Source organism: Lactobacillus johnsonii (assembly GCF_014058685.1).
GTDB lineage: Bacteria > Bacillota > Bacilli > Lactobacillales > Lactobacillaceae > Lactobacillus.
This window is the reverse complement of record NZ_CP059055.1, coordinates 1381142-1407090: the sequence shown is the minus strand read 5'-3', so window position 1 is coordinate 1407090 and position 25949 is coordinate 1381142. Positions and strand designations below refer to the sequence as shown.

Genomic DNA, 25949 nt, shown 5'->3' with positions numbered 1-25949 from the left:
ATCTTTTTTATTGTTCGTGGAAATTTAAATTAGTAACAGGAATTTCATTAAATCTTTGGTCTATTTTCTTGAAATCTACTTTTCCCGATAATAAATTAATTAGATCCTCTTTAACTTGAGTGATTTGATCTAGATCTAGGAAAATTTGGATTGTTACATCAGTAGTATATATTTGATTATCAATTAGGATTTTATTTTCATTTAAATAGTGATTAACCTCATCAAGTCGATTATAAGGAATTGTAAATTCAATTAATTGCTGCATGACGCATTTTACAACGCCAATATTTTGAGCGGCTTCAGTTACGGAATTTGAATAAGCGCGGATTAATCCACCAGCGCCCAACTTAATGCCACCAAAATATCTTGTGACTACAGCAGTCACATCTTTTAATTTCATTAATTGCAGAGCTTTTAGTTCAGGTATACCTGCTGTTCCGGAAGGTTCACCATTATCACTGGCCTTAACTTGATTATCATTTAATCCTAAAGTATAAGCATATGTATTGTGAGTTGCATCATGATATTTTTTTGAAACTTGCTCAATAAATGTTTGGGCTTCTTCCACTGTTTTAGTACGAGCTAACGAGCAGATGAATCTACTTTTTTTGATAACTATCTCATGTTGACCCGATTTACTGATTGTTAAATAGTTTAGTTGTTTTGATGACAAAAAAATCGCCTCCATTTGCGTAATTAATATAGGGTGATATTGATGAGTGAATTAAAAGGACGCCAATGAATAGATAGTCAAAATAACCATAACATAAATAGTAAGACGACAAAAGTTCCTGCAATGATAAATGGTTTATGCCAACGATGTAACACTAAAGCAGATGCAAGATTACCTAATGGATATTTATATTGCCGAGAATGTATTGGGGTTGGAAGAATAAGTGAAGAGAAGAATTTAGAAAGAAACATTGAAAAAAGTACCTATCCTAAAATAGTTACTCCACTAAGTTGGCAGGGAAAATTAACTAATCAACAGGAGTTGATCTCTAATGAGTTAGTTAATTCCTTTAAAGAACGACGAAATCATTTAATTCATGCAGTAACTGGAGCCGGTAAGACAGAGATGCTTTTTAAAGTAGTAGAAGAAGTTTTAAAAAATGGTTTCCGAATAGCAATTGCTACGCCTCGAATTGACGTAGTTGATGAATTATTTCCCCGCTTTCAAGCAGCATTTGAAAATGTGGAAATTGGAAAATACCATGGACGTGAATACCATGATGCAAAAGATGAGCAATTTGTCATATGCACAACACATCAACTTTTAAAATTTTACCGGGCTTTTGATTTGATTGTGATTGATGAAGTAGACTCTTTTCCCTTTTATGAAAATAAAATGCTTCATTTTGCAGCTAAAAATGCTGTAAAAGAAAAGGGATGTACATTTTTTCTAACTGCGACTCCAGATAAAAAATTGCTAAAACAGGCTAAAGGTAAGGCAATTAATTATTCTTTGCTGAAGAGAAGATTTCATAAAGGATTACTACCTGTACCAAAAGAAAAATATTTCTTTAAACCTTTTATTTCTAATAAAGGAAAAGTTCATCCTGCTCTGATTAAACAGATTAGGAAAATTATAGATATGAACAAACCTCTTCTGGTATTTGTTCCGAGAATCAAAGATTTGCCCGTATATAAAAAACATTTGACTGCTGTTTTTAAAGAGAAAAAGATTGTAAGTGTATATGCGGGTAACAAAGAAAGGCAAAGTAAAGTCGCTAGATTTCGTAATCAAGAAATTGATATTTTACTAACAACAACGATTTTAGAACGAGGAGTAACTTTTAAACATGTTCAAGTAATTGTAATTGCGGCAGATGACCCAATTTACAATACTCCAAGTCTAGTTCAGATTGCCGGTCGAGTAGGAAGAAGTGCTGATGATAGAGATGGACTAGTTTTATTTTGTTATCACAAATATACGAAAAATATCCGACAAGCGATGAAACAGATTAGGATGATGAATAAGTGAATAATTGTTTATTGTGTCACTCCTCTTTTCGCAGAGAGATAAACTATGAGAAATTGTTTTTATTTGTTAAGTACAAGGAAAGATATACTTGTTCTGAATGTCTAAAAAAGTTTGTTAAAAAGAAAGGAAAAATATGTTCAGGTTGTAATAAAGAAATAGATACGAAAGGACTATGTAATGATTGTCTACAGTGGAAGCGGAAATATACAGGCAATTTGTTAGATAATCGTTCTTTATATCAATATAATGATACTTTCCATGATGTTATGGTGCAGTACAAAAGATATGGAGATTATATTTTGTGTCATGTCCTAGCTGAATTAATTGATCAGTTACCAGCAGCTGACTATTATGTTCCCGTTCCGAGCTCGCCCAGTCATCTAGAAAAAAGAGGATTTGATACAATTTATGCTATTTATCAAAAGTTAGTTCCTTTAACGAAATTATTAGTTAAGTCAGATACGGAGAAAGCTCAGGGAGAAAAGAATAGGGAAGAACGGTTATTGACTAAGCAAACCTTTTCGGCTATCGATAATAAAAATATTAGTGGAAAAATTTTATTATTAGATGATATTTATACAACTGGTCGAACGTTATATCATGCACGAGATGCTCTTTTAGAAGTTTACCCTAATTGTAAAATAAATAGTTTTACAATTAGCAGATAAATCATTAGTAAAACCGCTTACAATTTGCTATACTATAAGTGTAAAGAAAAACGTCATAAGACGTTGGAAGGAGAATCTACAATGTTAAAATACAATGTTCGTGGAGAAAATGTCGAAGTTACTGATGCCTTAAGAGATTATGTTCAAAAGAGATTGAATAAGCTCGAAAAGTACTTCGAAATCAATTCTGATGTAATTGCTCATATCAATTTAAAGGTTTATCCAGATCACACTGCTAAGGTGGAAGTAACAATCCCACTTCCATACTTAGTTTTACGTGCAGAAGATACAACTGATGATATGTACAAGAGTATTGACTTTGTTTCTGAAAAACTAGAACGTCAAATTAGAAAGTACAAGACTCGTATTAACAGAAAGAGTCGTGAGAAGGGCTTAAAAGATTTCTTCTATGAAGACTTAGAAGAAGAAAAGAAAGCACCTAAAGAATTTGATATTGTTCGTAACAAGCATTTGGATTTAAAGCCAATGAGTGCAGAAGAAGCCGTTTTACAAATGGACTTGTTGGGTCATGATTTCTTTGTTTTTGAAGATGCAGATACAAATGGAACAAGCATTGTATACCGCAGAAATGATGGTCGTTATGGCTTGATTGAAACTAACGAATAATTAAAACAATCTTATAAATTAAGAGTCTCTTGAGCAGCGATAAGCTTAAGAGGCTTTTTCTTGCAATAGTAGGTTTCTCATTTTTACAAATTAATGTTAAAATTACATAGTATTATTTTAGATTTGTGCACAAAATTTAAATTTAAGGACCGATTAAATGGCTAATATTCTTAAAAAAATTTACGATAACGATAGAAGAGAATTAAAGAAATTTGAAAAATTAGCAACTAAGGTAGAATCTTTAGGAGACGAGTACGAAAAATTATCTGATGAGCAGCTCCAAGCAAAGACACCAGAATTCCGTAAGCGTTTAAAAAATGGTGAAACGTTAGACGATATTCTACCAGAAGCATTTGCTACAGCACGTGAAGGTGCAAAAAGAGTTTTAGGATTATATCCTTTCCGTGTTCAAATTATTGGTGGTATTGCACTTCATTACGGTAATATCGCAGAAATGATGACTGGAGAAGGTAAGACCTTAACTGCTACTTTGCCAGTTTATTTAAATGCTCTAACGGGGAAAGGTGTTCATGTGGTAACAGTTAATGAATACCTATCTAGCCGTGACGAAAGCGAAATGGGGCAATTATATAAATGGCTCGGTTTATCTGTAGGGTTAAACCTTAATTCAATGTCTGCAGATGAAAAGAGAGATGCTTATAACTGTGACGTTACTTATTCAACAAACTCAGAATTAGGATTTGATTATTTAAGAGACAATATGGTTGTCTACAAAGATCAAATGGTTCAACGTCCACTTAACTATGCAATTATCGATGAGGTTGACTCAATTTTAATTGATGAGGCTAGAACACCGTTAATTATTTCTGGACAAGCAGAGCAAGCAAACAGTGAATATATTCGTGCTGATCGTTTTGTTAAAACTTTAGTTGAAGATAAAAGTGATGACGATGTAGATGATGATGAAGACCATGGTGACTACAAGATTGATTGGCCAACTAAAACAATTAATTTGACCAATCAAGGAATCAAAAAAGCTTGTGAACACTTTGGTTTGAAGAACCTGTATGATATTGATAACCAAGTCTTAGTTCACCATATTGATCAAGCTTTAAGAGCTAACTACATTATGTTGAAAGATATCGACTATGTGGTTCAAAATGGCGAAGTTATGATTGTTGATTCTTTCACTGGACGTGTAATGGAAGGCCGTCGTTATTCTGATGGACTTCACCAGGCTATTGAGGCAAAAGAAGGGGTTAAGATTCAAGAAGAGTCTAAAACTCAAGCAACCATTACTTACCAGAACTTCTTTAGAATGTATAAAAAGCTGGCAGGTATGACAGGTACAGCGAAGACGGAAGAAGAAGAATTTCGTGAAATCTATAACATGGAAGTAATCACTATTCCAACTAACCGTCCAATTGCTCGTAAAGACTTGCCTGATATTTTATATCCAACTTTAGATTCTAAATTTGAAGCTGTAGTAAAAGAAATTAAGGAACGTCATGCAAAAGGACAACCTGTATTGGTTGGTACTGTAGCTATTGAAAGCTCTGAACGTTTAAGTCAAATGCTTAATCAAGCAGGTATTCCACACGCAGTTTTGAATGCTAAAAACCATGCTAAAGAAGCAGAGATCATTATGAATGCCGGTCAAAGAGGAGCAGTTACCATTGCTACTAACATGGCTGGTCGTGGTACTGATATTAAATTAGGACCCGGTGTTAAAGAATTAGGCGGTTTAGCTGTTATTGGTACTGAGCGTCATGAGTCTCGTCGTATTGATAATCAGCTTCGTGGTAGATCCGGTCGTCAAGGGGATCCAGGTGTAACAAGATTTTATCTTTCTCTAGAAGACGATTTGATGAAGCGTTTTGGTGGAGATCGAGTAAAATTATTCCTTGATCGAATATCTGATAATGATGATGATAAAGTCATTGAATCACGTATGATTACTAGACAAGTTGAATCAGCTCAAAAGCGTGTTGAAGGAAATAACTATGACACCCGTAAGCAAACTTTACAATACGATGATGTTATGCGTACGCAACGTGAAATTATTTACGGGGAAAGAATGCAAGTTATCTCTGAAGAAAAATCATTGAAAAATGTTTTAATGCCAATGATTAAACGGACTATTGATCATCAAATTGATATGTACACCCAAGGTGATAAAAAAGATTGGCGTAATGATCAAATAAGAGACTTCATTTCCTCTGCCATTACTGATGAAGAAACTACTAAAAAGCTTAATATGAAGCACTTAAGCGCAGAAGAACTTAAGAAGAGACTTTATCAGATTGCAGAAGACAATTATGCCGAAAAAGAAAAGCAACTTGCTGATCCTGAGCAAATGTTAGAATTTGAAAAAGTTGTTATTTTGCGTGTTGTAGATGAACGTTGGACTGATCATATTGATGCCATGGATCAATTACGACAATCTATTAGTCTAAGAGGATATGGACAATTAAATCCATTAGTTGAATATCAAGAAGCTGGCTATAGAATGTTTGAGGAAATGATCAGTAATATCGAATTTGATGCCACCCGTCTATTTATGAAGGCTCAAATAAGACAAAACATTAGTCGATAAAAACAAAGGGAGGCAGATAATGTCTCTCTTTTTTGCTATTATTAAAGTAAAAATTAATTTTGTAATGTGAGGAAAATAAAAATGGAGATTAGTGAAATTCAAGCAGAATTAAATGATCTTAGTCCTAAATTAGAGCATTTCAGGAGGTCTCTTTGACTTCGATTCATTGAATGAGGGTATTGCGATTAATGAGCAAAAAATGGCAGAACCTGGTTTTTGGGATAACCAAGAGCAGGCTCAGAGTTTAATTAATGATACTAATCGAATGAAGGAAAAAAGTGAAAACTTTAAGCAACTTGAAGCAAAATTCGATGATGCTCAAACTGCTTTAGAGTTACTTAAAGCAGATCCAGATCCTGAATTGAGTGAAGAATTATCTGAAGAAATGGTGTCATTATCACAAAGTTTTCATGATTATGAATTATCATTATTGTTATCAGATAAGTATGATCAACATAATGCTTTAATGGAAATCCATCCCGGTGCTGGTGGTACTGAGGCTATGGATTGGGCTGATATGCTTTTAAGAATGTATCAACGCTATGCAGCTAGTCATGATTTGAAATTTGAAATTGAAGATTATGAACCTGGTGAAGAAGCTGGTGTTAAAAGTGTAAGCATCCGGATTCAGGGAAAAAATGCTTTTGGATTACTTAAATCTGAAAATGGTGTGCATAGATTAGTAAGAATATCTCCTTTTGATTCGGCAAAAAGACGGCATACATCTTTTGCTTCTGTAGAAGTAATACCAGAGATTGATCAAAGTATTGAGGTTGATATTAATCCAGATGATTTAAGAATTGACGTTTATCGTTCAAGTGGTGCTGGAGGTCAGCATATTAATAAGACTTCTAGTGCAGTTCGAATTACCCACTTACCTACCGGTATTGTTACCTCATCGCAGGCTCAGCGATCCCAATTGCAAAATAGAGAAACTGCAATGAATATGTTACGGGCAAAGTTATTCCAGCTAGAAGAAGAGAAGAAAAGAAAGCAGACAGAAGAACTTAAAGGTAATCAAAAAGAAATTGGCTTTGGTTCTCAAATTCGCTCTTATGTTTTTCATCCTTACAATATGGTAAAAGATCATCGGACTAATTTTGAAAGCAGTGATGTAAATGGTGTAATGGATGGAAAATTAGATAATTTTATTTATGCTTATTTACAGTGGCTATTGAGCCAAAAAAATCCGAATTAAAGTTTAAGGAAAAGATCTATGGGATTTGTAACTATTTTAATATTGGTATTAGCTGCTTTAGTGATTTTAAGTATTTTATTTTCAATATTTAAATTCTTTATTGGCTTGTTACCTGTTGCTATAATTGTTGCTTTGATTATTTGGCTACTGGCTAAGTTTTCTGGTAACAAAAAAGATACAGAAAAAACTGATAGCCATAATCCAGTGCAGCCATCCACTAATAATCAAAAGCGAAAGAAAGCACGAAATGTTTCAGTCAAAGATGTAGAAGATAAAGAGGATAACAAAAATGGTTGAAGCAGTTAAAGTCAGTGAATTAGTAAAAGATCTCCCTTCACTTAGAGTGGTTGAAGGAAAGGAATATCTAGATCAAAAGTTAATTGATACTTCTGATATTTCACGTCCAGGTTTAGAATTAACAGGTTATTTTGATTTCTATCCTAAAAATAGAATTCAATTGCTAGGAAGAACAGAAATTTCTTATAGTGCACGACTAGATCACGATTTGCGTGAGCGAGTATTTACCAAAATGGCAACCCCAGAAACGCCTTGTTTCATTGTGTCCCGAGGTTTACCAATTCCTTCAGAGATGCTTGAAGCAGCTGAGAAAGAAAATATACCTGTTCTCTCCAGTAATATGGCTACAACACATTTATCGAGTGTCATTACTCAATTTCTAGATGAAAAACTTGCACCTCGAAAGAGTATTCACGGTGTTTTAGTAGAAATCTATGGAATGGGTGTATTGATCATTGGAAATTCTGGTGTTGGTAAGTCAGAAACAGCCCTAGACTTAGTTAAACGAGGACACCGTTTAATTGCGGATGATCGAGTTGATGTTTACCAAAAAGATGATAAGACTGTAGTGGGAGAAGCTCCTAAGATCTTAAAGCATTTAATGGAGATTCGCGGAATTGGAATTATTGATGTGATGAATCTTTTTGGTGCTGGAGCAGTTAAAGACAGTACTGAAATTCAATTGATAATTTGTTTGCAAAATTGGGATCCAAAAGCTAATTATGATCGCTTAGGGTTTAATGAAAAGACGCGTGAAATTTTTGAAGTAGATGTACCGCAAGTAACTGTTCCAGTTAAAGTGGGCCGAAATCTAGCTATTATTATTGAAGTGGCAGCTATGAATTTCAGAGCTAAGAAAATGGGTTATGATGCTAGTCAAAAATTTGAACAAAATCTAACTGAATTAATTTCAGACAATTCTAAAAAAGACGAGGGTGAAAGCAGGAAATGAGTTTAGCCTTAAATCCTGTAGCTTTTAATCTGGGCCCGCTTCAAGTTAAGTGGTACGGTATTTTAATGGCTACGGGAGTTTTAGTAGCAACTTTAATGGCAATTAATGAAGGAAAGAAAAGGCATATTATGCCTGATGACTTCATTGACTTCCTCCTTTGGGCAGTTCCGATTGGTTTTATTGGAGCTCGAATATATTATGTAGTTTTTGAATGGGGCTATTTTTCTCAACATCCCGACCAAATAATTGCTATTTGGAATGGTGGGATTGCTATTTATGGTGGTTTGATCGCTGGACTAATAGTGTTGTTAATTTTTTGTCATCAACGAATGCTACCGCCATTTCTAATGCTTGATATCATAGCTCCAGGTGTAATGGCTGCCCAGGTAATTGCTCGGTGGGGTAATTTTATGAATCAAGAAGCGCATGGTGCTAAAACCACTTTATCCTTTCTAGAAAGTCTACATTTGCCACATTTCATTATTCAGCAAATGTATATTAATGGTTCATATTACCAACCGACTTATTTGTATGAGTCGACATTAAATTTGATTGGCTTAATTTTGATTTTAAGTTTACGTCATAGAAAACATCTTTTTAAGCGTGGAGAAATATTTTTAAGTTATGTAATTTGGTATTCCGCTGTTCGTTTCTTTGTTGAAGGGATGAGAACGGATAGTTTATACATTGCTAATACAATTAGAGTTTCACAAGCATTGAGCTTGATTTTGTTTTTTGGCGCAATTATTCTTTGGATTTATCGTCGTAAAGTTGTAAAGCCAAAGTGGTATTTAGCTGGCAGCGGTTTAAAATACCCGTATAATAGAGATTGAAAGAAATAATTTTTTATAGAAAGTTTGAGTAAAAAAATGGCAAAGATTGCAGTTTTAGGTAATGGTTCATGGGGTTCTGTTCTTGGTTCAATGTTAGCTGATAACGGAAATGATGTAGTATTATATGGAAACATTGATAGTGTTAACCAAGAAATTAATGAACATCATACTAATACTCACTACATGAAAAATTGGAAACTTAATCCGAATGTGCCCGCTACTGGAGATTTAGAAAAAGCATTGGATGGTGCCGAAATTGTTTTATTTGTTTTACCAACTAAAGCAGTTCGTATTGTTGCTAAAAATGTACGTAAAATATTAGATAAAACTGGCGCTACTCCTTTATTGGTAACTGCAACTAAAGGAATTGAACCAGGAAGTAAAAAACTAATTTCAGATATTTTAACTGAGGAAGTTTATCCAAATGATAGTGAAAAAATAGTAGCTATTTCAGGCCCTAGTCATGCTGAAAATGTTGCTCAAAAGGATTTAACTGCAATTGCTTGTGCATCTACTAGTGAAGAAAATGCTAAGAGAGTACAAAAGATATTTTCAAATAACTATGTCCGTTTCTACACTAATGATGATTTAGTGGGAGTTGAAGTAGGTGGAGCAGTGAAAAATGTTATTGCAATCGCTGCAGGTATCCTAGTTGGTAAAGGATATGGTGATGATGCAAAAGCTGCTTTAATGACTAGAGGCTTAGCTGAAATTACTCGTTTAGGAGTTAAATACTTCGGCGCAAAACCAATGACTTTTTCAGGTCTTTCAGGAATTGGTGATTTAATTGTAACAGCAACTTCTCAAAATTCTCGTAATTGGCGTGCAGGTAAGCAAATTGGAGAAGGAAAGAGTCTTGATTATGTTTTAGACCATATGGGCCAAGTTGTTGAAGGTGCTACGACTGTTAAAGCTGTACATGAATTAGCAGAAGAAAAGAATATTGATATGCCAATTAGTGAAGCTATTTACCGTGTTTTATATGAAAATGCCGATGTAGATCAAGAAATTAAGACAATGATGGGAAGAAATCCTAAGCCAGAAATTCAACTATAAGCAAAAAGATTGCAATTTTTATTTGTTCATAGTAATATATACTTACAAAAAGTAAGAATAGAGGCGAGAATATGGCTGAGAAAAAAAACTACGATGTAATTGTAATTGGAGCAGGACCTGGTGGTTTAACTGCTGCTTTATATGCCGCTCGAGCTAATTTGAAAGTAGTTATTTTGGATCGTGGTATTTATGGCGGCCAAATGAATAATACTGCTGGCATTGATAATTATCCTGGCTTTGTTGATATTCAAGGACCTGAATTAGGCGAAAAAATGTATCAAACGGCTACAAATGCTGGAGCTGAATTTGCTTATGGCGATGTACAAAGTATTATCCAAGATGGCAATAAAAAGATCGTTAAAACTGATTCAGGTGAATACGAAGCTGGTGCGGTCGTTATTGCTACTGGTGCAGTTCATAAGCATCTTGGAGTTCCTGGCGAAGAAGAATATGCTGGAAAAGGCGTATCATATTGTGCTGTTTGTGACGCCGCTTTCTTTAGAGATGAAGATGTTGCTGTAATTGGTGGCGGAGATTCAGCTATTCAAGAGGGGCTATATTTGGCACAGTCTGCTAAGTCAGTCACTGTTATCCATCGGCGTGATCAACTTCGTGCGAAAGCTGAATTACAAAAGAAAGCTTTCGAAAATGATAAGATGAAGTTTATCTGGAATGCTCAAACTGAAGAAATTGTCGGAGATGGCAATAAAGTAACTGGTGTGAAATATAAGGATAAAGAAACTGGTGAAGAAAAAGAAATTAAAGTAGCTGGTGTATTTATTTATGTTGGTATTCAACCACAAACAGATGCTTTTAGAGATTTAGGCATTACTGATGACCAAGGTTGGATCCTAACGGATGATCATATGCGTACTAAAGTTGATGGGGTCTTTGCTTTGGGTGATGTTCGATCAAAAGAACTTCGTCAAATTGCAACTGCTGTCGGTGAAGGAAGTATTGCTGGTCAAGAAGTATATAACTATTACCAAGGTTTAAGCGAAGAATAAAAATTTGTTTAAATTAAAAGCTGTCTATCAAACGATAGGCAGCTTTTTGTGTTGTAATTTATTTTCTTGTGAAAGCATTGACAAAACTCAAAATGGGGGGGGGTAAACTAGGTTCGTATCGACCTATTAGGGTTGAACTCAGTTATTTAATAAAACGGAGGATGTATCAATGAAGAACAAAGATAAATTGATGTATGTTTCTGCAGCAGTAGTAGCTGCAGGATCAATCGCAGGTGCTAAGACTACGACAGTTAAGGCAGCTGAAGTTCAAAAAGTTAATGCTGATAGCAATGCTAATTTAAATAATAAAGCAGAACAAAAAGCCACAGCTCAAGATAAAGCCGCAACTAAACAAATTGCTCAAGATAAGTCTGATATTGTTAAAACTCAAGATCAAGTAAAACAAGCTCAAGCAGATAAAGCACAAGTTGAAAGTCAAAAGACTCAAACTGAAGCTACTCTGCCAGCAAAACAAGAAGCAATGCAAACTGCTAAATCTAACTTAGATAATGCTAAGAGTGAGTTAACTCACGCACAAACTAAGCAAGAAGATTTAACAAAACAATATGATAGTTCATATGAAAACAATGTAAAATCCGCACAAGCTGCTAAGACTCAAGCTGATCAAAAGGTACAAAATCTTGAAGGTCAAGTTCAAACTGCACAAAATAAGCAAACTGATTTGATTGGTCAAAGAACTAATGCTGAAAGTGAAGTTAAGGCTAATACTGAAACATTGAATAATGTTAATACGCATGTCAATGAATTGACTGCACAAGCAAAGCAAGCTCAAGACAAATTTAACAATGTTCAAAAAGACTATAACCAAATTCAAGGTGAATTGAACGCTAAAGAATCAGCTAGTGCTAAGGCAGAAAATGATTTAAAGCAAAATGAAACTGATTTAAATCAAAGTAAAAAGACCTTATCTGACTTACAAACTAAAGATAATGATTTAGCTAAAACTGTTAATGATACTCAAGCTAAATTAGAAATCTCAAATAAAGATTTAGCTAACGTCAATAATGATATTAGCCAAAGTCAAAACAAGTTAAATGATGTAACTAAGCAAGCTAATGATGTTAATAGCAAGTTATCACAAGCTACTGCCAAACGTGATGAAGCTAAGAGTGCATTAGATCAAATTAGAGAATCAGCTCAAAATGTAATGATTTTACCAGATTCTTATATTAAAGCAGCAAAGAAATGGGACTATATTTCTAATGAAGATCGTAAGAATTTTAATGATGATCAATTCACTAAAGAAATGTATGCTGCTTCAATAGACGGATGGAAGTTAAATCACTATAAATCTAATGAAAAAGATAAAAAGCATATGGTTGACCTTAATAATTTGACAGCAGAAGAACAATTAGAAATTAATAAATTCGCTCTAAATCTTATTAATCAAGCACGCGCACAATTAGGAAATAAGCCACGGATTCTAAATAGAAGTGCAATGAAATTTGCTAATGACGTGGCTAATAATTATCGCACAAATAATACAAATAGTTTGCGCAATGGTGGTGGTCATGATGTTAAAGCGATTACGGCCGCAGCAAGAAAATATGGATTAAATGATGCAAATAATTGGTATGAATTATTAGGTCGAGAAAATTTCAGCACACAAGCTCCGTATGAGGCAGTAACCGACTATGATCCGTATGGTGCATATCATGTTGAAAGTTATTCCCACTCAGCTGATGATTATAGGCATCAGCGAGATGATATGGATTCTTTGAAAAACCATATTTATGATGATATTAAAGGAATGATTTTTAATTTTCATGATAATGAGTGGTTACATGCTGGTGCTATGTTGTCATTTTATTATATGCCACAAGAATCTCTAGGAAATAAAGGTCAAACTACAACTTATAGTGCGATTAGTATAGATATGCAGTCAAGTTCACCAGATATTATTTTGATTCACTATATTAGTGTTCCTGATATAATTGATTCAATTTGGCATGAAAATGAGTTTATCAAGGATCCAAGTAAATTTAACGTTAACGACAATATTGAATTGACTACTGCAACTGATCCTGTTAAAGCTCAACAAGCATATGATCAAGCGCAAAACGATGTGAACTCATTAATTAGTCAAAAGAATGACTTAGATAATCAAATTAAATCATTAACTGATCATATCAATCAATCACAAGCTAAAGTAAATGTTTTAACTAAATCTATTAATGATTTGTCAACTAAGTTAGCTAATGCTAAGAATGATAAGCAAAATGTTGAACATCAAATTGTTGACACTACTAAACGTATTAATGACTTACAAGCTGCTTACCCTGCATTACTTAAGGCTAAAGATGATATAGCTCAAGATTTAGCAACTTATAAGCAAGATCACGCTGCTGTAATTAATGATTACAACAACACTAAATCTCAATTAGAGAAGTTAAATAATGATCTAGACGCAGCTAATAAGGATAAGAATTCAGCTGAAACTATTCTTAACCAACACAAAGCAGAATTAGCTCGCATTAATCAAGATCTAGATGCTGCTAATAAGCAAATAGATGACTTAAAGGTTAAGTTAGCAGATGCTAAGACTGCTCAAACTGCTGCCAAAGCTAACTTAGATAAAGCACAAGCCGATTATGACAACTACGTAAATACTCATAAAGACTTGATTGATCAAATTTCAGCTGCAGATAAAGTAGTTAGCGAAAAGAAAGAAGCCGTACAAAAGGCTCAAGCAGCATATGACAAGGCTGAAGCTGACTACAAGACTGCTAAAGCTGAAGTTACTAAGTTAGATAATAAAGTTCAAGATTTAGATAAGACTATTACTAAGTCTCAAGCTACTATTAAGACACTTACTAACAGAATTGCTGCTAATACTAAGATTATCAATAATAATAAGCAAGTTCATGAAGCAGCTGCACGTAAAGCATTCGATGCTCAAATTAACCAAGCTTTGGATGCTGTTGTAGCAGCTCCAATGAGTAATAGTAATAAAGCTCAAGCAGCTACTGTAAAGCCTACTGTTAACAACACTAAGCATGCATTGCCACAAACTAGTGTTGATGATAAGGTAAGTATTTTCGCTGCACTTGCAGGATTATCATTAGCTTCAATTGGTTTAGGTTCATTAGTTTCAGATAAGAAGAGAAGACGTAATTAGTATATGTATGATAGATTCAGAAAAGCAAAAACAAAAAAAGGAAAAGTTGCAGCATTCATTTGGTGCACCTTTAAATTGCTGTGCTTTATCGCATTTTGGGTAATTGCAGGATTATTCATAATGATTTTTGGAACTCTGTTTGGTGATACAGATACTAAAGAGGAGCCGAAGCAGAAAACCAAAGTGGTTACGAGATATGTACCAATCTATAAACACGATGATCGTTGGTAATTAATCTAATTATTTCTTTTTTAATAAGAGGTATAAATATATGGTTAAAAGATATTATGCGATGATTGATGCGAATACAGGTAAAACTGATGTACGTCATGAAGAATGGGACAATATAAAAACTGAATTTCAAAGTAAATCTAGTCTTATTTATAAAGTCTTTAACACAGAAAAGGAAGCCAATGATTTTATTAATCAAGGCTATATTGAAGAAAGCGACATTGATCCAGACGACAACGAAGCAGTTAATAAGGAAATTGAGGACCGTATTGCTTCTTTAACTGATGATGAAGCTATCATTGCGACAGATGGTAGTTATATGGAAGATGTCAATAAGGACATAGCCGGCGCTGGCTGGATTGAGATTACTAAGGATCATAAAGAGCCTAAAAATGATACTTGTGCTCCTGAAGGTATGAGAAATGTTGCCGGTAAAATTAAAGCTATTGAAAAAGGAATTGAATGGGCTCGCAGTAAAGGCTTTAAACGTTTAGATATCTACTTTGATTATGCCGGACTTGTTGGCTGGGCTTACGGATACAACGTTCATATTAATAAAAAGAATGATAAGGGAAAAAATGATCTTAGGGTAAAATATTATAATCTAATTAAAGAAACAAGTAAGCATATGAAACTTGTTTTCCATAAGGTTTCTGCTCATACTAACGTTAAATATAACGAAGAAGCAGACCGATTAGCAAAAGAGGCTGTAGAAAATTATGGTAAATAATAAGTAACACATTAAATAACTATTTTATATTCATTTACATTCTCCAAAATTAAAAGCTGTCTATCAAAGTGATAGACAGCTTTTTGTGTACGTGAAATTTTATATCAATTAACTAAAAATATTATTCTTATTTATCTTCATAGCCCTTTGGGTGGCTCTTGTGCCAGTTCCAAGCAGTTGCGATAACGTCATCAACATTTTCATGCTTTGGCTTCCAGCCTAGAACTTTACGTGCCTTACTTGAATCGGCAACTAATGAGTCAGGATCTCCGCCTCTTCTTGGTCCAATAGTGTAAGGGATGTCAATGCTAGTAACTTTCTTAGCAGCTTCAAGAATTTCTAAGTTAGAGTATCCTTGAGCAGTACCTAAGTTAAAGACATTAGACTTGTTAGTTTCCATTACGTGCTTAAGAGCTAAGATATGGGCGTCAATTAAGTCTTCAACTTGAACGTAGTCACGGACATTAGTACCGTCTTTAGTGTCATAGTCGTCACCAAAAATAGTAAAGTTGCCATCACCAGAAATAGCACTCTTTAAGATATTTGGAATTAGGTGAGTTTCAGGACCGTGATCTTCACCAATTGAGCCGTCGCTTGAAGCACCAGCAACATTAAAGTAGCGAAGAGCGATAGACTTAATGCCGTCAGCCTTGTCAGCCCAGTGCATAATATTTTCCATCATCATCTTGGTTTCGCCATAAGGATTAATTGGATCAAGTGGTGTATCTTCAGTAATCGGTAAAGTCTTTGGAATACCATAAGTAGCAGCGGATGAAGAAAATACTAGGTATTTAACTTTAGCGTCATCCATGGCTTGAAGAAGAGAAATCATACCTGAGACATTGTTGTCGTAATATTTCAAAGGTTTCTTAACTGATTCAGGAACTAATGAGTAAGCGGCAAAGTGCATAACAGCATCAATGTTTTCGTCCCGTAAGATCTTGCTTACTAAATTAGTATCTTCGATGTCGCCTTGATAAAATTTAGCTCTCTTGTCAACAGCCTTTCTATGGCCAGTGTAGAGAGAATCAAGGACAACAACATCGTTTCCTTCTTCAATTAATTTTCTAACAGCATGAGAGCCGATATAACCGGCACCACCAATAACTAATACTTTCATATTTATAATACTCCTTCTAAATTTATTATTTTTAACTTAATTTGAATGAAAATTCAAAATTTTTACTTGAATCTATTCTATATTTTTCTTCAACATCTGTCCCCCAACTGTCTATTCCCCCTACACCGCGTACTTTTCCAGCAATTACTAAAACTGTTCTGCGTGCTAGTGGAAGTTCTTCAATGTGTGTGGCATTTTCTAATTCTTCAGCGGTATAGGGGAGGCAACTAAAGTTAAGTGGTTTATCAGTTTTATTAATTTCTAGTTGAAAATCATTTGTATCACGATCTGCATTATTCAGGCTAGTATTTCTAGTGATAATTAATTTATCTGTGTCCATATGCATGCCATTTTCTTGTGGAACCAAATATTTTGTGACAGGTAAACCTTTTACGTGAAATACTCCTTTTTTTGCCCCTGCTTTACGATCAGGATATGTTTCAGAAGAAAGTCCATAATATTCAAATCCAGTTGCCATCGTAGGCATGATAAAACGCATTCCTAGGACTGGAAGAGATGGCAATCCTTCTTTTCCCATGTAACGCATTTTAATAGTTGCGTGTCCACTGGAATCAATAACATAGGTAATCGTGCATATAGTTGCCGGCGTAGTAGTAGTTTTATAATCAAAACTAATTTTTACGAGATTTGCATATTCATGGTTAGAAAATTGATTATTGAATGGAGCGATAGGTAGAGGATCAAATTTTTGATCATCAACTGTTAGATGAATTTTACTACATTGGCTGAACATATCCGCTCCTAACCATTGAGCAGCCTTAACGCTAAAGCCATTACCGCGATCGTTATCGGTTGTGGCACGCCAAAATGTTGGAGTAGGGATACGATAGAGCCATTCTTTATTATTGATTTTTAGGGATTCAAGTCCGCCTTTTTCATAACTAAAAATATATTGAAATTTTTTAGTTTGTACTCCTAACGCTGCATCTCCGTAAATAATGTGGAGTTTATTTGTGTAATCCATAATAATATTTAACCTCCTGCATTGCTGGTTTTTCAGTTCGATCAGCAAACATTAGACCATCCCCAGAAAACTCATAATCTGAGTGTCGATCATCAAAGTCACCACCGTATCTGAGTACTTTTTTACCGCTTATTGGATCATAGGTTAAAAGAGCTTGATCAATAAAGTCCCAAATAAATCCGCCTAAATATTGTGGATATTCATCAATTAATTTAATGTAAGATTTCATTCCACCATCTGAATTGCCCATATCATGCATATATTCGCATTCAAGAAATGGCTTTGAAGGATTATTTTTTAAATATTTTTCAGCTTCTTTAGGTGGGAGATACATGTAACTTTCTAAATCAGATATTTTATTTTTTAAGTCTGGTGTATGAACCACACCTTCATAATGCGTAAGGCGTGTATCATCGTGCGATTTATAGAATTGATTCATTGCTATTAAATTTTCACCAGCATATGATTCATTACCTAGCGACCAAAAGAGAATAGAAGTATGATTCTTTAAAGTTTCATAATTACTTCTGGCACGATCAATAACTACATTACGCCATTCTGCTAAAGATCCTGGAACATTATACGAAGGCTCAACTTTTCCCATTTTTTGCCATGTTCCGTGAGATTCTAAATTATTCTCTGCCATAACGTAGATACCATTTTGATCACATAAGTAATACCACGGAATTTGATTAGGATAATGGCAAGTACGTACCGCATTGATATTGTTTCTTTTAAAGGTCTGAATATCGGCCTTCATATCCTGTTTAGTAATGGTACGTCCGCTATTCATATTCCATTCGTGTCGGTTGACCCCATTTATAATTAGTCTCTTTCCATTGAGTAATACAACTTTATCGTCAGTTATTTTAATTTCTCGAAATCCAAATTTATAAGAATCTAACTCAATTAGATTTTTATTTGAATCGTGGACTTCAATAAATAACTGATATAAATAAGGGTGATGGTTATCCCAAAGATGAATGTTTTTCAGTAATTTATTTTCGATTGTAATTGTTGAAGTTAGATTATGTTCTTCATCCAGTAAAGTTTGCCCATTGATATCTTTTATTTTTAAACGTACATATCCATCTTTTGTACCAGTAAAGGATAATTTGGCATTGAAAATTCCATCATGGTAGTCATTTGTAATTGTTGGTTTTAATGCAAGATCCATTAAATGTGTTTCTGGAAAAGCAAGTAGCTTTACTGAGCGGAAAATTCCAGAAAATCTAAACATATCCTGATCCTCTAAAAAAGAAGCAGTACTGTGTTTGAATACTTGTACAGCTAAAATATTGTTCTTTTCTTTAAGGTAGGGGGTAAGATTAAATTCAGATGGAGTAAAACTATCTTCACCATATCCAATAAAATGACCATTTAGCCAAACAAACATTGCTCGTTCTACTCCTTCAAAGAAAACATGAACGTGCTTTCCTTGAAAAGAATTATCTAAATCAAAATGTTTAATGTAAGAACCGACCGTATTATCTTCTCCTCCACTGAATGAACGATCTGTTTTCTGTCCTAGCGAATAAGCTGGTCTGCGAAAAATTTTTCCCTCCCAAGGATAGAGGGTATTTATATATTGATTTTGTGCATAATTATTTAATTCAATTTCACTTGGAACAGGAATGAAATCAAAATCTGAAGCATCAAAATTAGTTTTGTAAAAATCAAGTGGTCTAGTTTGGGGATTATTAGAAAATTTAAATTGCCATTTTCCATCTAGACTTTGAATAAAACTGCTACGTTTTTGTTCCCATTCTTCATAATTTTTGAAATATAAATGATCACTGTGCGCTGCAATTTGATTAACGCGGAAAGTTTCTGGATCATCTAGCCATCGAATATTTGCTTTCATGGTTCTACCTGATTTCTAAGAATATTATATTGAAGACGCTTTTATTATATCACTTAAATAAATAATTTACTCAAAAATAGTAAATTATTTACAAATGATATTTGCGTTTTATTGATTAGTTTTGAAAATGATCTTCTGAACTGATAATGTTATTTATAGAAAAAATAGAACTTTTGTTTAAACAGAGTAATTAAAATATAGAAAGAATTAATTATGGCAACTATAAAAAAAATAGCAGAAGAATCTGGTTATTCTCCAGCTACTGTATCTCGTTTGTTAAATAATGATCCTAACTTATCCATTACAGCTGATACAAAAAATAAAATTTTAGAGATTGCTAATAAGTTAGGTTACTGGAAAGATCATCAAGAAAAGAAAATTCGTCCTACGATTGCACTGTTGTATCGTGTTAATCATGAAGAGCAATTACAAGATGAATATTTTACTTCGTTAAAGAATGCTTTAATTTCAACAGTTGAAAAAGAAGCCCTTCAAATGAAAACATTTTATGAAATAGATGATTTAATAAAAAATGCTTCTTTATTTCAAGGATTTATTGGGATAGGGGCTGCACCAATTGAAAATAAAAAATTAAAGCAGTTGCATAAGATATTGCCTAATGGAGTTTTTGTTGATACAAATCCTGCTCCTGAATTATTTGATTCTATTCGACCAAATCTTGAACTTACGGTTAAAAATGCGATCGATCTGTTCTTCAAAAAAGGATATGAAAAAATTGGATTTATTGGTGGAGTCGGACCAAAGCATGACGGAATTCAAGAAATTGATCGGCGAGCTAGTGCTTTTGCTGAGTACTTGAAAGCTAGAGGAAAAAATAATAATTATATGTTTGTTGAGGGGCCTTTTAGTGTTGAAAATGGTTATCAATTAGGTAAAAAGGTTACGGCAAAATGTAAAAATAAGTTTCCGCAAGCATTTTTAATTGCTTCTGATACGCTAGCAGTGGGCGTTTTACAAGCATTTAATGAAGAAGGGATTAATATTCCAAAAGAAACAGCGATATTAAGTATTAACAATAGCAATGTTGTTAAATATGTTTCTCCGCCTTTGTCGTCTTATAATATTGACCAGCAAGAAATGATTGATATGGCATTAAGTATGCTGATTAATTTAATTATTAAACCTGATCGAGCTCATATTGATGTAAATATGAACACAAAATTAGTTATCCGTAAAAGTTTTATTCCTAAGGAAGATAAATAATTTAATAAATAAAAATAATTTTTTCATAGAAAAATAAAAAAGGAATGCTGATAGAGGCATTCTTTTTTATTTTTCTATTTAGTAAATTATTTAGTAAATCAAAGCCATTTCTTTACGAAAAATATAAATGCGAGTATTATATCAATGTAAGCGATTGCGCGGTTTGCGATGAGGAGGAAATTTTTATGAAATCTCATGGAAAGTCAGGAAAGCAAATTCTTTCCTACGCGTCATTTTGTTTGGGTAACTTAGGTCATTCAGCTTTCTATGGTGTAATGAGTACATACTTTGTTATTTTTATCACCAGTAGTATGTTTAGTGGAATGCAGGCATCTATTGCAGATAAGCTGATTGGATTAATTACTGGTTTAATGGTTGTCATCAGGATAGCTGAATTAGTAATTGATCCTATTTTAGGAAATATAGTCGATAATACTAAAACAAAGTGGGGAAAGTTTAAACCTTGGATTTTAGTGGGTACACTAGTAAGTGCACTACTTTTATTGGTATTGTTTACTGGAATTTTTGATTTAGCTCAAAAAAGTTGGCTCTTATTTGCTGTATTATTTATCTTAATTTATATCGGTTTTGATATTTTTTATTCATTATCTGATGTTTCTTATTGGGGAATGGTGCCAGCTTTAAGTGAAGATTCACATGCACGTGGAATTTATACATCATTGGGTGCTTTTTCAGGAACAATTGGCTGGAACGGATTAACAATTATCGTAGTACCGATTGTGACCAGTGTTACTTATATGGTAACTGGTAAGCACGAAGAAGGAGCAGCTGGCTGGTTAGCTTTTGCAGCAGTAATTTCCGCTCTCGCCATTGTCTGCGCTTTAATTGTTTGCTTTGGTACTAAGGAAAAGCACAATATTATTAGAAATTCTGCGAAGCAGAAGACAAGTTTGAAGCAAGTTTTTGGAGCAATATTTCATAATGATCAAATCTTATGGCCAAGTCTTGCTTACCTCTTATATTCATTAGCTTATATTATTACTAATGGTGTTTTGTTTTATATGTATAAATTTGTAATTGGTAAGCCTAACGAATTCTGGGTAGTAGGTGTTATCGCAACTATTATTGGCTTTTGTATCACTCCAAGTTTTCCAATTTTAAATAAATATATTCCAAGAAAATGGTTATTTGTTGCTGGTCAAACTTGTATGGTTTTAGCTTACGTTCTCTTCATTTTTGGACGTAATAATGTAATCCTAATGGATTTGGGATTAGTTTTACTAAATATCAATTTCGCTCAGTTGGTAACTGTATTGACTTTGACTGATGCTATTGAATATGGTCAGCTTAAGAATGGGCAAAGAAATGAAGCAGTTGTCTTAGCTGTTCGTCCAATGATTGATAAATTTACTGGGGCAGTTTCTAATGCTTTAGTTAGTTATGTTGCAATTGCGGCTGGAATGACTGGAACAGCTACTGCTGCTGATATGACGGCTCATGATATTAATACTTTCAATATTATTGCCTTATATATTCCATTAATTTTAGCTGTTTTGTCAATCATTGTTTTTCTGACAAAAGTAACATTATCAGAAAAGAAACATGCGGCCGTTGTTGAAGAATTAAAAGATAAATTGGCGGAGGGCAAGATTGAAAATGATAAAGAAGAACCTGATGCGAGTGTTACAAATGAAATTGTTTATGCACCAGCGGATGGCAAATTAATGAATTTAAGCGAAGTTATTGATGAGAATAATAAGCCATTTCCAGGTAAAGGATTTGCTATCAAGCCAAGTAGAGGAAGGATCTATGCCCCATTTAATGGAAAAATTAAATTTACCTTTATTACTAAACATGCTTTCGAAATTGTTTCTGATGAAGGGTTACAAGTAGTGGTACATGTTGGTTTAGGAACGGTTAACTTACGTGGAAAAGGTTTTGAGACTTACTATGATGATGGCCAAAATGTGAGAAAAGGAGATTTATTACTTGAATTTGATCGAGACCTTGCTCTTGAAAATGGTTATCAAGACACAGTAATTGTTTTTTATACACAACCACGAAAAATTGTAAAAACCAGTGAAGTTGAAACTGGTAAAACTGTTAAGCATGGAGAAGAAGTTGTAAGCGTGGAATTTAGAGAAGCACTAAAGAATTCAGAAAAAACAATGGGATTACAAGCAGAATAAAGGAGAAAAATATGACACAATTATCACGCTTTTTATATGGTGGAGATTATAATCCTGAGCAATGGCCAGAAGATACTTGGGCAAATGATATACAAGTTTTTAAACAAGCACATTTAAACTCAGCTACTATTAATGTTTTTTCTTGGGCTTTACTAGAGCAAAGAGAAGGAGAATATGATTTTTCAAAATTAGACAAAATAGTTAAAGAATTATCTGATGCTAATTTTGATATCGTCCTTGCAACTGCAACTGCAGCTATGCCCGCTTGGATGTTTAAAAAATATCCTGATGTGGCACGAGTAGATTATCAGGGAAGACGACATGTTTTTGGGCAAAGACATAATTTTTGCTCTAATAGTAAAAACTATCAAGTTCTTGCTAGTAAATTAGTTAAAAAAATAGTAAGCCGATATTATAAAAATCCTCATATTAAAGTTTGGCATGTTAATAATGAGTATGGGGGCAATTGCTACTGTGACAATTGTCAAAATGCTTTTAGAGACTGGCTAAAATATAAATATAAAAATTTAGAAACTTTAAATAAAGCATGGAATATGAATGTGTGGGGCCATAGGATTTATGATTGGGATGAAATAGTAGTTCCAAATGAATTAGGAGATGCCTGGGGAGCAGAAGGCACTGAAACTATTGTTTCTGCATTATCGCTTGATTATTTGCGTTTTCAATCTGAGAGCTTATTGAAACTTTTTAAGATGGAGAAAGCTATTATAAAGAAATATGATCCAGTGGCTTTAGTAACAACTAATTTTCATGCTTTACCTAATAAATTACTTGACTATCAAAAATGGGCAAAAGAACAAGACATTATTTCTTATGATAGTTATCCAAGTTATAACATGCCAACTTATCAGTCAGCATTTTTATATGATTTGATGCGTTCGTTAAAACATCAACCCTTTATGCTGATGGAATCGACACCTGCTCAAGTAAATTGGCAACCATATAGTCCATTGAAGAGACCGGGACAAATGGCAGCTACAGAATTGCAAGCAGTTGCTCATGGAGCAGATACAGTTCAATTTTTCCAATTAAAACAAGCCATTGGCGGATCGGAAAAATTCCATAGTGCAGTAATTTCACATTCTCAAAGAACTGATACTAGAGTATTTAAAGAAGTAACAGAACTAGGAGAAAAACTAGAAAAAACTGGTTCGACAATTTTAGGATCAAAGACAAAGGCGAAGGTAGGAATTGTTTTTGACTGGAATAACTTTTGGTCTTATGAATATATTGACGGAATTACGCAAGATCTTGATTATGTAGAATCAATTTTGGATTATTATAAACAATTTTATAAGCGCAATATCCCAACGGATATCATTAGCGTTGACGACGATTTTAGTCAATATGACTTAGTTGTAGCTCCAGTTTTATATATGATAAAAAGCGGTTTAGCAGAAAAAATTGATCAATATGTAAAAAAGGGTGGTAATTTTGTTGCTAGCTATTTATCTGGCATAGTAAACGAAAATGATAGCGTGTACCTTGGGGGATACCCTGGTCCTTTAAAAGATGTTTTAGGTATCTGGGTTGAGGAAAGCGATGCAGTAATTCCAGGACAAAAAATTACTGTTTCCTTAGATAATAACAATTATCAAGCTAACTTAATTTGTGATTTGTTGCATTTAGAAGGTGCACATGCTTTAGGAAACTATAATAGTGAATTTTATAAAGAAACACCAGCAGTTAGTGAGAACAAATGGGGTAAAGGTACTAGCTGGTATATTGGAACGCAATTAGATGAAGCGGGATTAAGTAAAATATTTGATCATCTTATTTCAATTGTGAATATAAAATCTTTAGTAGAGACTAAAACAGATTTAGAAATAACTAAAAGAGTTACAAAAAGCGGAAAAGAATTATACTTCGTCTTAAATATGAGTAATGATACAAAAGATTTGCCGTCTGAATTTGATGCATATAAGAATTTATTTACGGATAAAAGTGCAAATAAAAAGATGAAGGCATGGGAAGTTCAATTGTTGAGTAAGCTTTAGAAATAAGTTAGGTATAAAGGATTAATATTAACTTTATACCCTTTTTATGAAATTTAATAAATTTATTTACTAAATAGTTTTATAATTAATTATAAAAGCGATTACAAAAAATTAAGAGGTAAAAATTATGAATAAAGATGAATTACTTAAAGACTATCAAGAAGTATTTAGTGAAAGTGGAAAAGATGTTTTCTTCTCACCTGGTCGAATTAATGTGATTGGAGAGCATACTGACTATAATGGAGGACATGTTTTTCCAGCAGCAATTAGTTTAGGTGTTTACGGCGTTTATGGACCAAGAGATGACAAAAAGGTTCGTCTTTATTCAGGTAATGTAGATGGTGAAATTGTCGAATTTGATTTAGATGATGATTCAGTAGAAAAAGATAAACGCTTTTGGACTAATTATTTTAAAGGAATGATTACTTATTTACGTCAACGAGAAGACGGCGAAAAAATTAACCATGGTTTTAACCTTTATATTAAGGCTGACTTACCATCAGGATCTGGTCTATCTTCAAGTGCAGCAATTGAAATGTTAATGGGAATGATCTTAAAAGATGAATTTGATTTAGATATTGATCGGCCAGATTTAGCCCGACTCGGTCAAAAAACAGAAAATGAATTTATCGGTTTAAACTCGGGAATTATGGATCAATTTGCCTGCATTATGGGTAAGAAAGATAGTGCAATTTTCCTTGATTGCAACACCATGGAATATGAATACATGCCTCTTAAGTTAGGAGACTATGAGATTATTATTATGTCCACCAATAAAGAGCATACTCTGGCCGACTCTGCTTACAACGATCGGGTAAGAGAATGTAAGAATGCCTTGGAAAAATTGAAAACTAAGCTTGATATTACTTCTTTAGGTGAATTAGATAGTCAGACTTTTGACGAATATGCATATTTAATTAATGATGAGACAGAAATAAAACGTGCTCGTCATGCAGTTAATGAAAATGAAAGAACGATCCGAGCAACTAAGGCAATGAAAAATAATGATCTTAAAAAATTGGGCCATTTGATAAACGCATCCCACATTTCTCTCCACTATGATTATGAAGTAACAGGTAAAGAACTGGATACACTAGCAGAAGCTGCTTGGAAACAAGAGGGTGTTTTAGGTGCCAGAATGATTGGTGGCGGTTTTGGCGGCAGTGCAATTGCAATTGTGAAAAAAGATAAAGCAGAAGCGTTTAAGAAAAATGTTGGTAAAATATATCGCGATAAAGTAGGTTATGATGCAAGTTTCTATGACGCAGAAATTGTAGATGGAACTAATAAAATTTAAACTTAAGGAGCT

20 protein-coding genes are annotated in these 25949 nt (G+C 33.7%); 16 read left to right on the top strand and 4 right to left on the bottom strand.

Annotation, left to right across the window (positions count from 1 at the left end; translation table 11 throughout):
* Positions 1 to 7: 7 nt before the first annotated feature.
* The gene (locus tag H0I41_RS06685; RefSeq protein WP_011161761.1) at positions 8 to 673 is read right to left on the bottom strand and encodes a YigZ family protein; all 666 of its coding nucleotides are present in this window, start codon (positions 671 to 673) and stop codon (positions 8 to 10) included.
* A 123-nt stretch (positions 674 to 796) separates the two neighbouring features.
* Between H0I41_RS06685 and H0I41_RS06680 the strand changes: the two genes are divergently transcribed.
* The 12 genes from H0I41_RS06680 (at position 797) to H0I41_RS06625 (ending at position 15279) form a co-directional block, all read left to right on the top strand.
* Positions 797 to 1984, top strand: coding sequence for a DEAD/DEAH box helicase family protein (locus H0I41_RS06680; RefSeq protein ID WP_135014503.1), 1188 nt, complete (start codon positions 797 to 799; stop codon positions 1982 to 1984).
* Complete coding sequence (locus H0I41_RS06675) at positions 1981 to 2652, top strand: ComF family protein (RefSeq protein WP_182094518.1); 672 nt, start codon at positions 1981 to 1983, stop codon at positions 2650 to 2652. The genes H0I41_RS06680 and H0I41_RS06675 overlap by 4 nt, the downstream gene beginning before the upstream one ends.
* A gap of 81 nt (positions 2653 to 2733) precedes the next feature.
* Positions 2734 to 3279 (top strand): ribosome hibernation-promoting factor, HPF/YfiA family, encoded by a 546-nt coding sequence (gene hpf / locus H0I41_RS06670; RefSeq protein ID WP_004897724.1) that lies wholly within the window; start codon positions 2734 to 2736, stop codon positions 3277 to 3279.
* Positions 3280 to 3436: 157 nt separating this feature from the next.
* Entirely contained in the window at positions 3437 to 5836 is a 2400-nt protein-coding gene (secA, locus tag H0I41_RS06665) for a preprotein translocase subunit SecA (RefSeq protein ID WP_135014502.1), read from the top strand.
* Positions 5837 to 5917: 81 nt separating this feature from the next.
* Positions 5918 to 7034 (top strand): peptide chain release factor 2 gene (prfB, locus tag H0I41_RS06660; protein ID WP_127835925.1). Its coding sequence is split into 2 segments (ribosomal slippage): positions 5918 to 5989 and positions 5991 to 7034, totalling 1116 coding nucleotides; the frame shifts between segments, so codons are not numbered across the junction.
* 18 nt (positions 7035 to 7052) lie between these two features.
* Positions 7053 to 7331: a hypothetical protein gene (locus H0I41_RS06655; protein WP_004897721.1), complete on the top strand. Its 279-nt coding sequence runs from the start codon at positions 7053 to 7055 to the stop codon at positions 7329 to 7331.
* Complete coding sequence (gene hprK / locus H0I41_RS06650) at positions 7324 to 8283, top strand: HPr(Ser) kinase/phosphatase (protein WP_061400735.1); 960 nt, start codon at positions 7324 to 7326, stop codon at positions 8281 to 8283. Before H0I41_RS06655 ends, hprK begins: the two co-directional genes overlap by 8 nt.
* Positions 8280 to 9116, top strand: a complete 837-nt coding sequence (lgt, locus tag H0I41_RS06645) for a prolipoprotein diacylglyceryl transferase (protein ID WP_053107041.1) — start codon at positions 8280 to 8282, stop codon at positions 9114 to 9116. Before hprK ends, lgt begins: the two co-directional genes overlap by 4 nt.
* Positions 9117 to 9152: 36 nt before the next feature.
* Entirely contained in the window at positions 9153 to 10172 is a 1020-nt protein-coding gene (locus tag H0I41_RS06640; RefSeq protein ID WP_135014501.1) for an NAD(P)H-dependent glycerol-3-phosphate dehydrogenase, read from the top strand.
* Between the two features lie 71 nt (positions 10173 to 10243).
* The gene (trxB, locus tag H0I41_RS06635; protein ID WP_135014500.1) at positions 10244 to 11179 is read left to right on the top strand and encodes a thioredoxin-disulfide reductase; all 936 of its coding nucleotides are present in this window, start codon (positions 10244 to 10246) and stop codon (positions 11177 to 11179) included.
* A 169-nt stretch (positions 11180 to 11348) separates the two neighbouring features.
* Complete coding sequence (locus H0I41_RS06630) at positions 11349 to 14318, top strand: SEC10/PgrA surface exclusion domain-containing protein (RefSeq protein ID WP_087712808.1); 2970 nt, start codon at positions 11349 to 11351, stop codon at positions 14316 to 14318.
* Positions 14319 to 14589: 271 nt separating this feature from the next.
* Positions 14590 to 15279: an RNase H family protein gene (locus H0I41_RS06625; RefSeq protein ID WP_135014499.1), complete on the top strand. Its 690-nt coding sequence runs from the start codon at positions 14590 to 14592 to the stop codon at positions 15277 to 15279.
* Between the two features lie 127 nt (positions 15280 to 15406).
* On the opposite strand, the gene galE is transcribed toward H0I41_RS06625, so the two are convergent.
* The 3 genes from galE to H0I41_RS06610 are packed head-to-tail and all read right to left on the bottom strand — an operon-like array spanning position 15407 to position 19248.
* On the bottom strand, positions 15407 to 16399 hold the full coding sequence (gene galE / locus H0I41_RS06620) for a UDP-glucose 4-epimerase GalE (RefSeq protein ID WP_182094516.1): 993 nt from the start codon (positions 16397 to 16399) through the stop codon (positions 15407 to 15409).
* A gap of 31 nt (positions 16400 to 16430) precedes the next feature.
* Positions 16431 to 17384: a beta-galactosidase small subunit gene (locus tag H0I41_RS06615; protein ID WP_011161772.1), complete on the bottom strand. Its 954-nt coding sequence runs from the start codon at positions 17382 to 17384 to the stop codon at positions 16431 to 16433.
* On the bottom strand, positions 17368 to 19248 hold the full coding sequence (locus H0I41_RS06610) for a glycoside hydrolase family 2 TIM barrel-domain containing protein (protein ID WP_135014497.1): 1881 nt from the start codon (positions 19246 to 19248) through the stop codon (positions 17368 to 17370). Before H0I41_RS06610 ends, H0I41_RS06615 begins: the two co-directional genes overlap by 17 nt.
* Before the next feature lie 213 nt (positions 19249 to 19461).
* Between H0I41_RS06610 and H0I41_RS06605 the strand changes: the two genes are divergently transcribed.
* The 4 genes from H0I41_RS06605 to H0I41_RS06590 all read left to right on the top strand — a co-directional run bounded on the left by H0I41_RS06605 (position 19462) and on the right by H0I41_RS06590 (position 25937).
* Positions 19462 to 20472 carry a LacI family DNA-binding transcriptional regulator gene (locus H0I41_RS06605; protein WP_094498652.1) on the top strand — a complete coding sequence of 337 codons (1011 nt, stop codon included), beginning with the start codon at positions 19462 to 19464 and terminating at the stop codon, positions 20470 to 20472.
* A gap of 185 nt (positions 20473 to 20657) precedes the next feature.
* On the top strand, positions 20658 to 22622 hold the full coding sequence (locus H0I41_RS06600; protein ID WP_135014496.1) for a sugar MFS transporter: 1965 nt from the start codon (positions 20658 to 20660) through the stop codon (positions 22620 to 22622).
* An 11-nt stretch (positions 22623 to 22633) separates the two neighbouring features.
* Entirely contained in the window at positions 22634 to 24640 is a 2007-nt protein-coding gene (locus tag H0I41_RS06595) for a beta-galactosidase (RefSeq protein WP_053107045.1), read from the top strand.
* A 127-nt stretch (positions 24641 to 24767) separates the two neighbouring features.
* The gene (locus H0I41_RS06590) at positions 24768 to 25937 is read left to right on the top strand and encodes a galactokinase (RefSeq protein ID WP_135014495.1); all 1170 of its coding nucleotides are present in this window, start codon (positions 24768 to 24770) and stop codon (positions 25935 to 25937) included.
* The last annotated feature ends 12 nt before the right edge of the window (positions 25938 to 25949 follow it).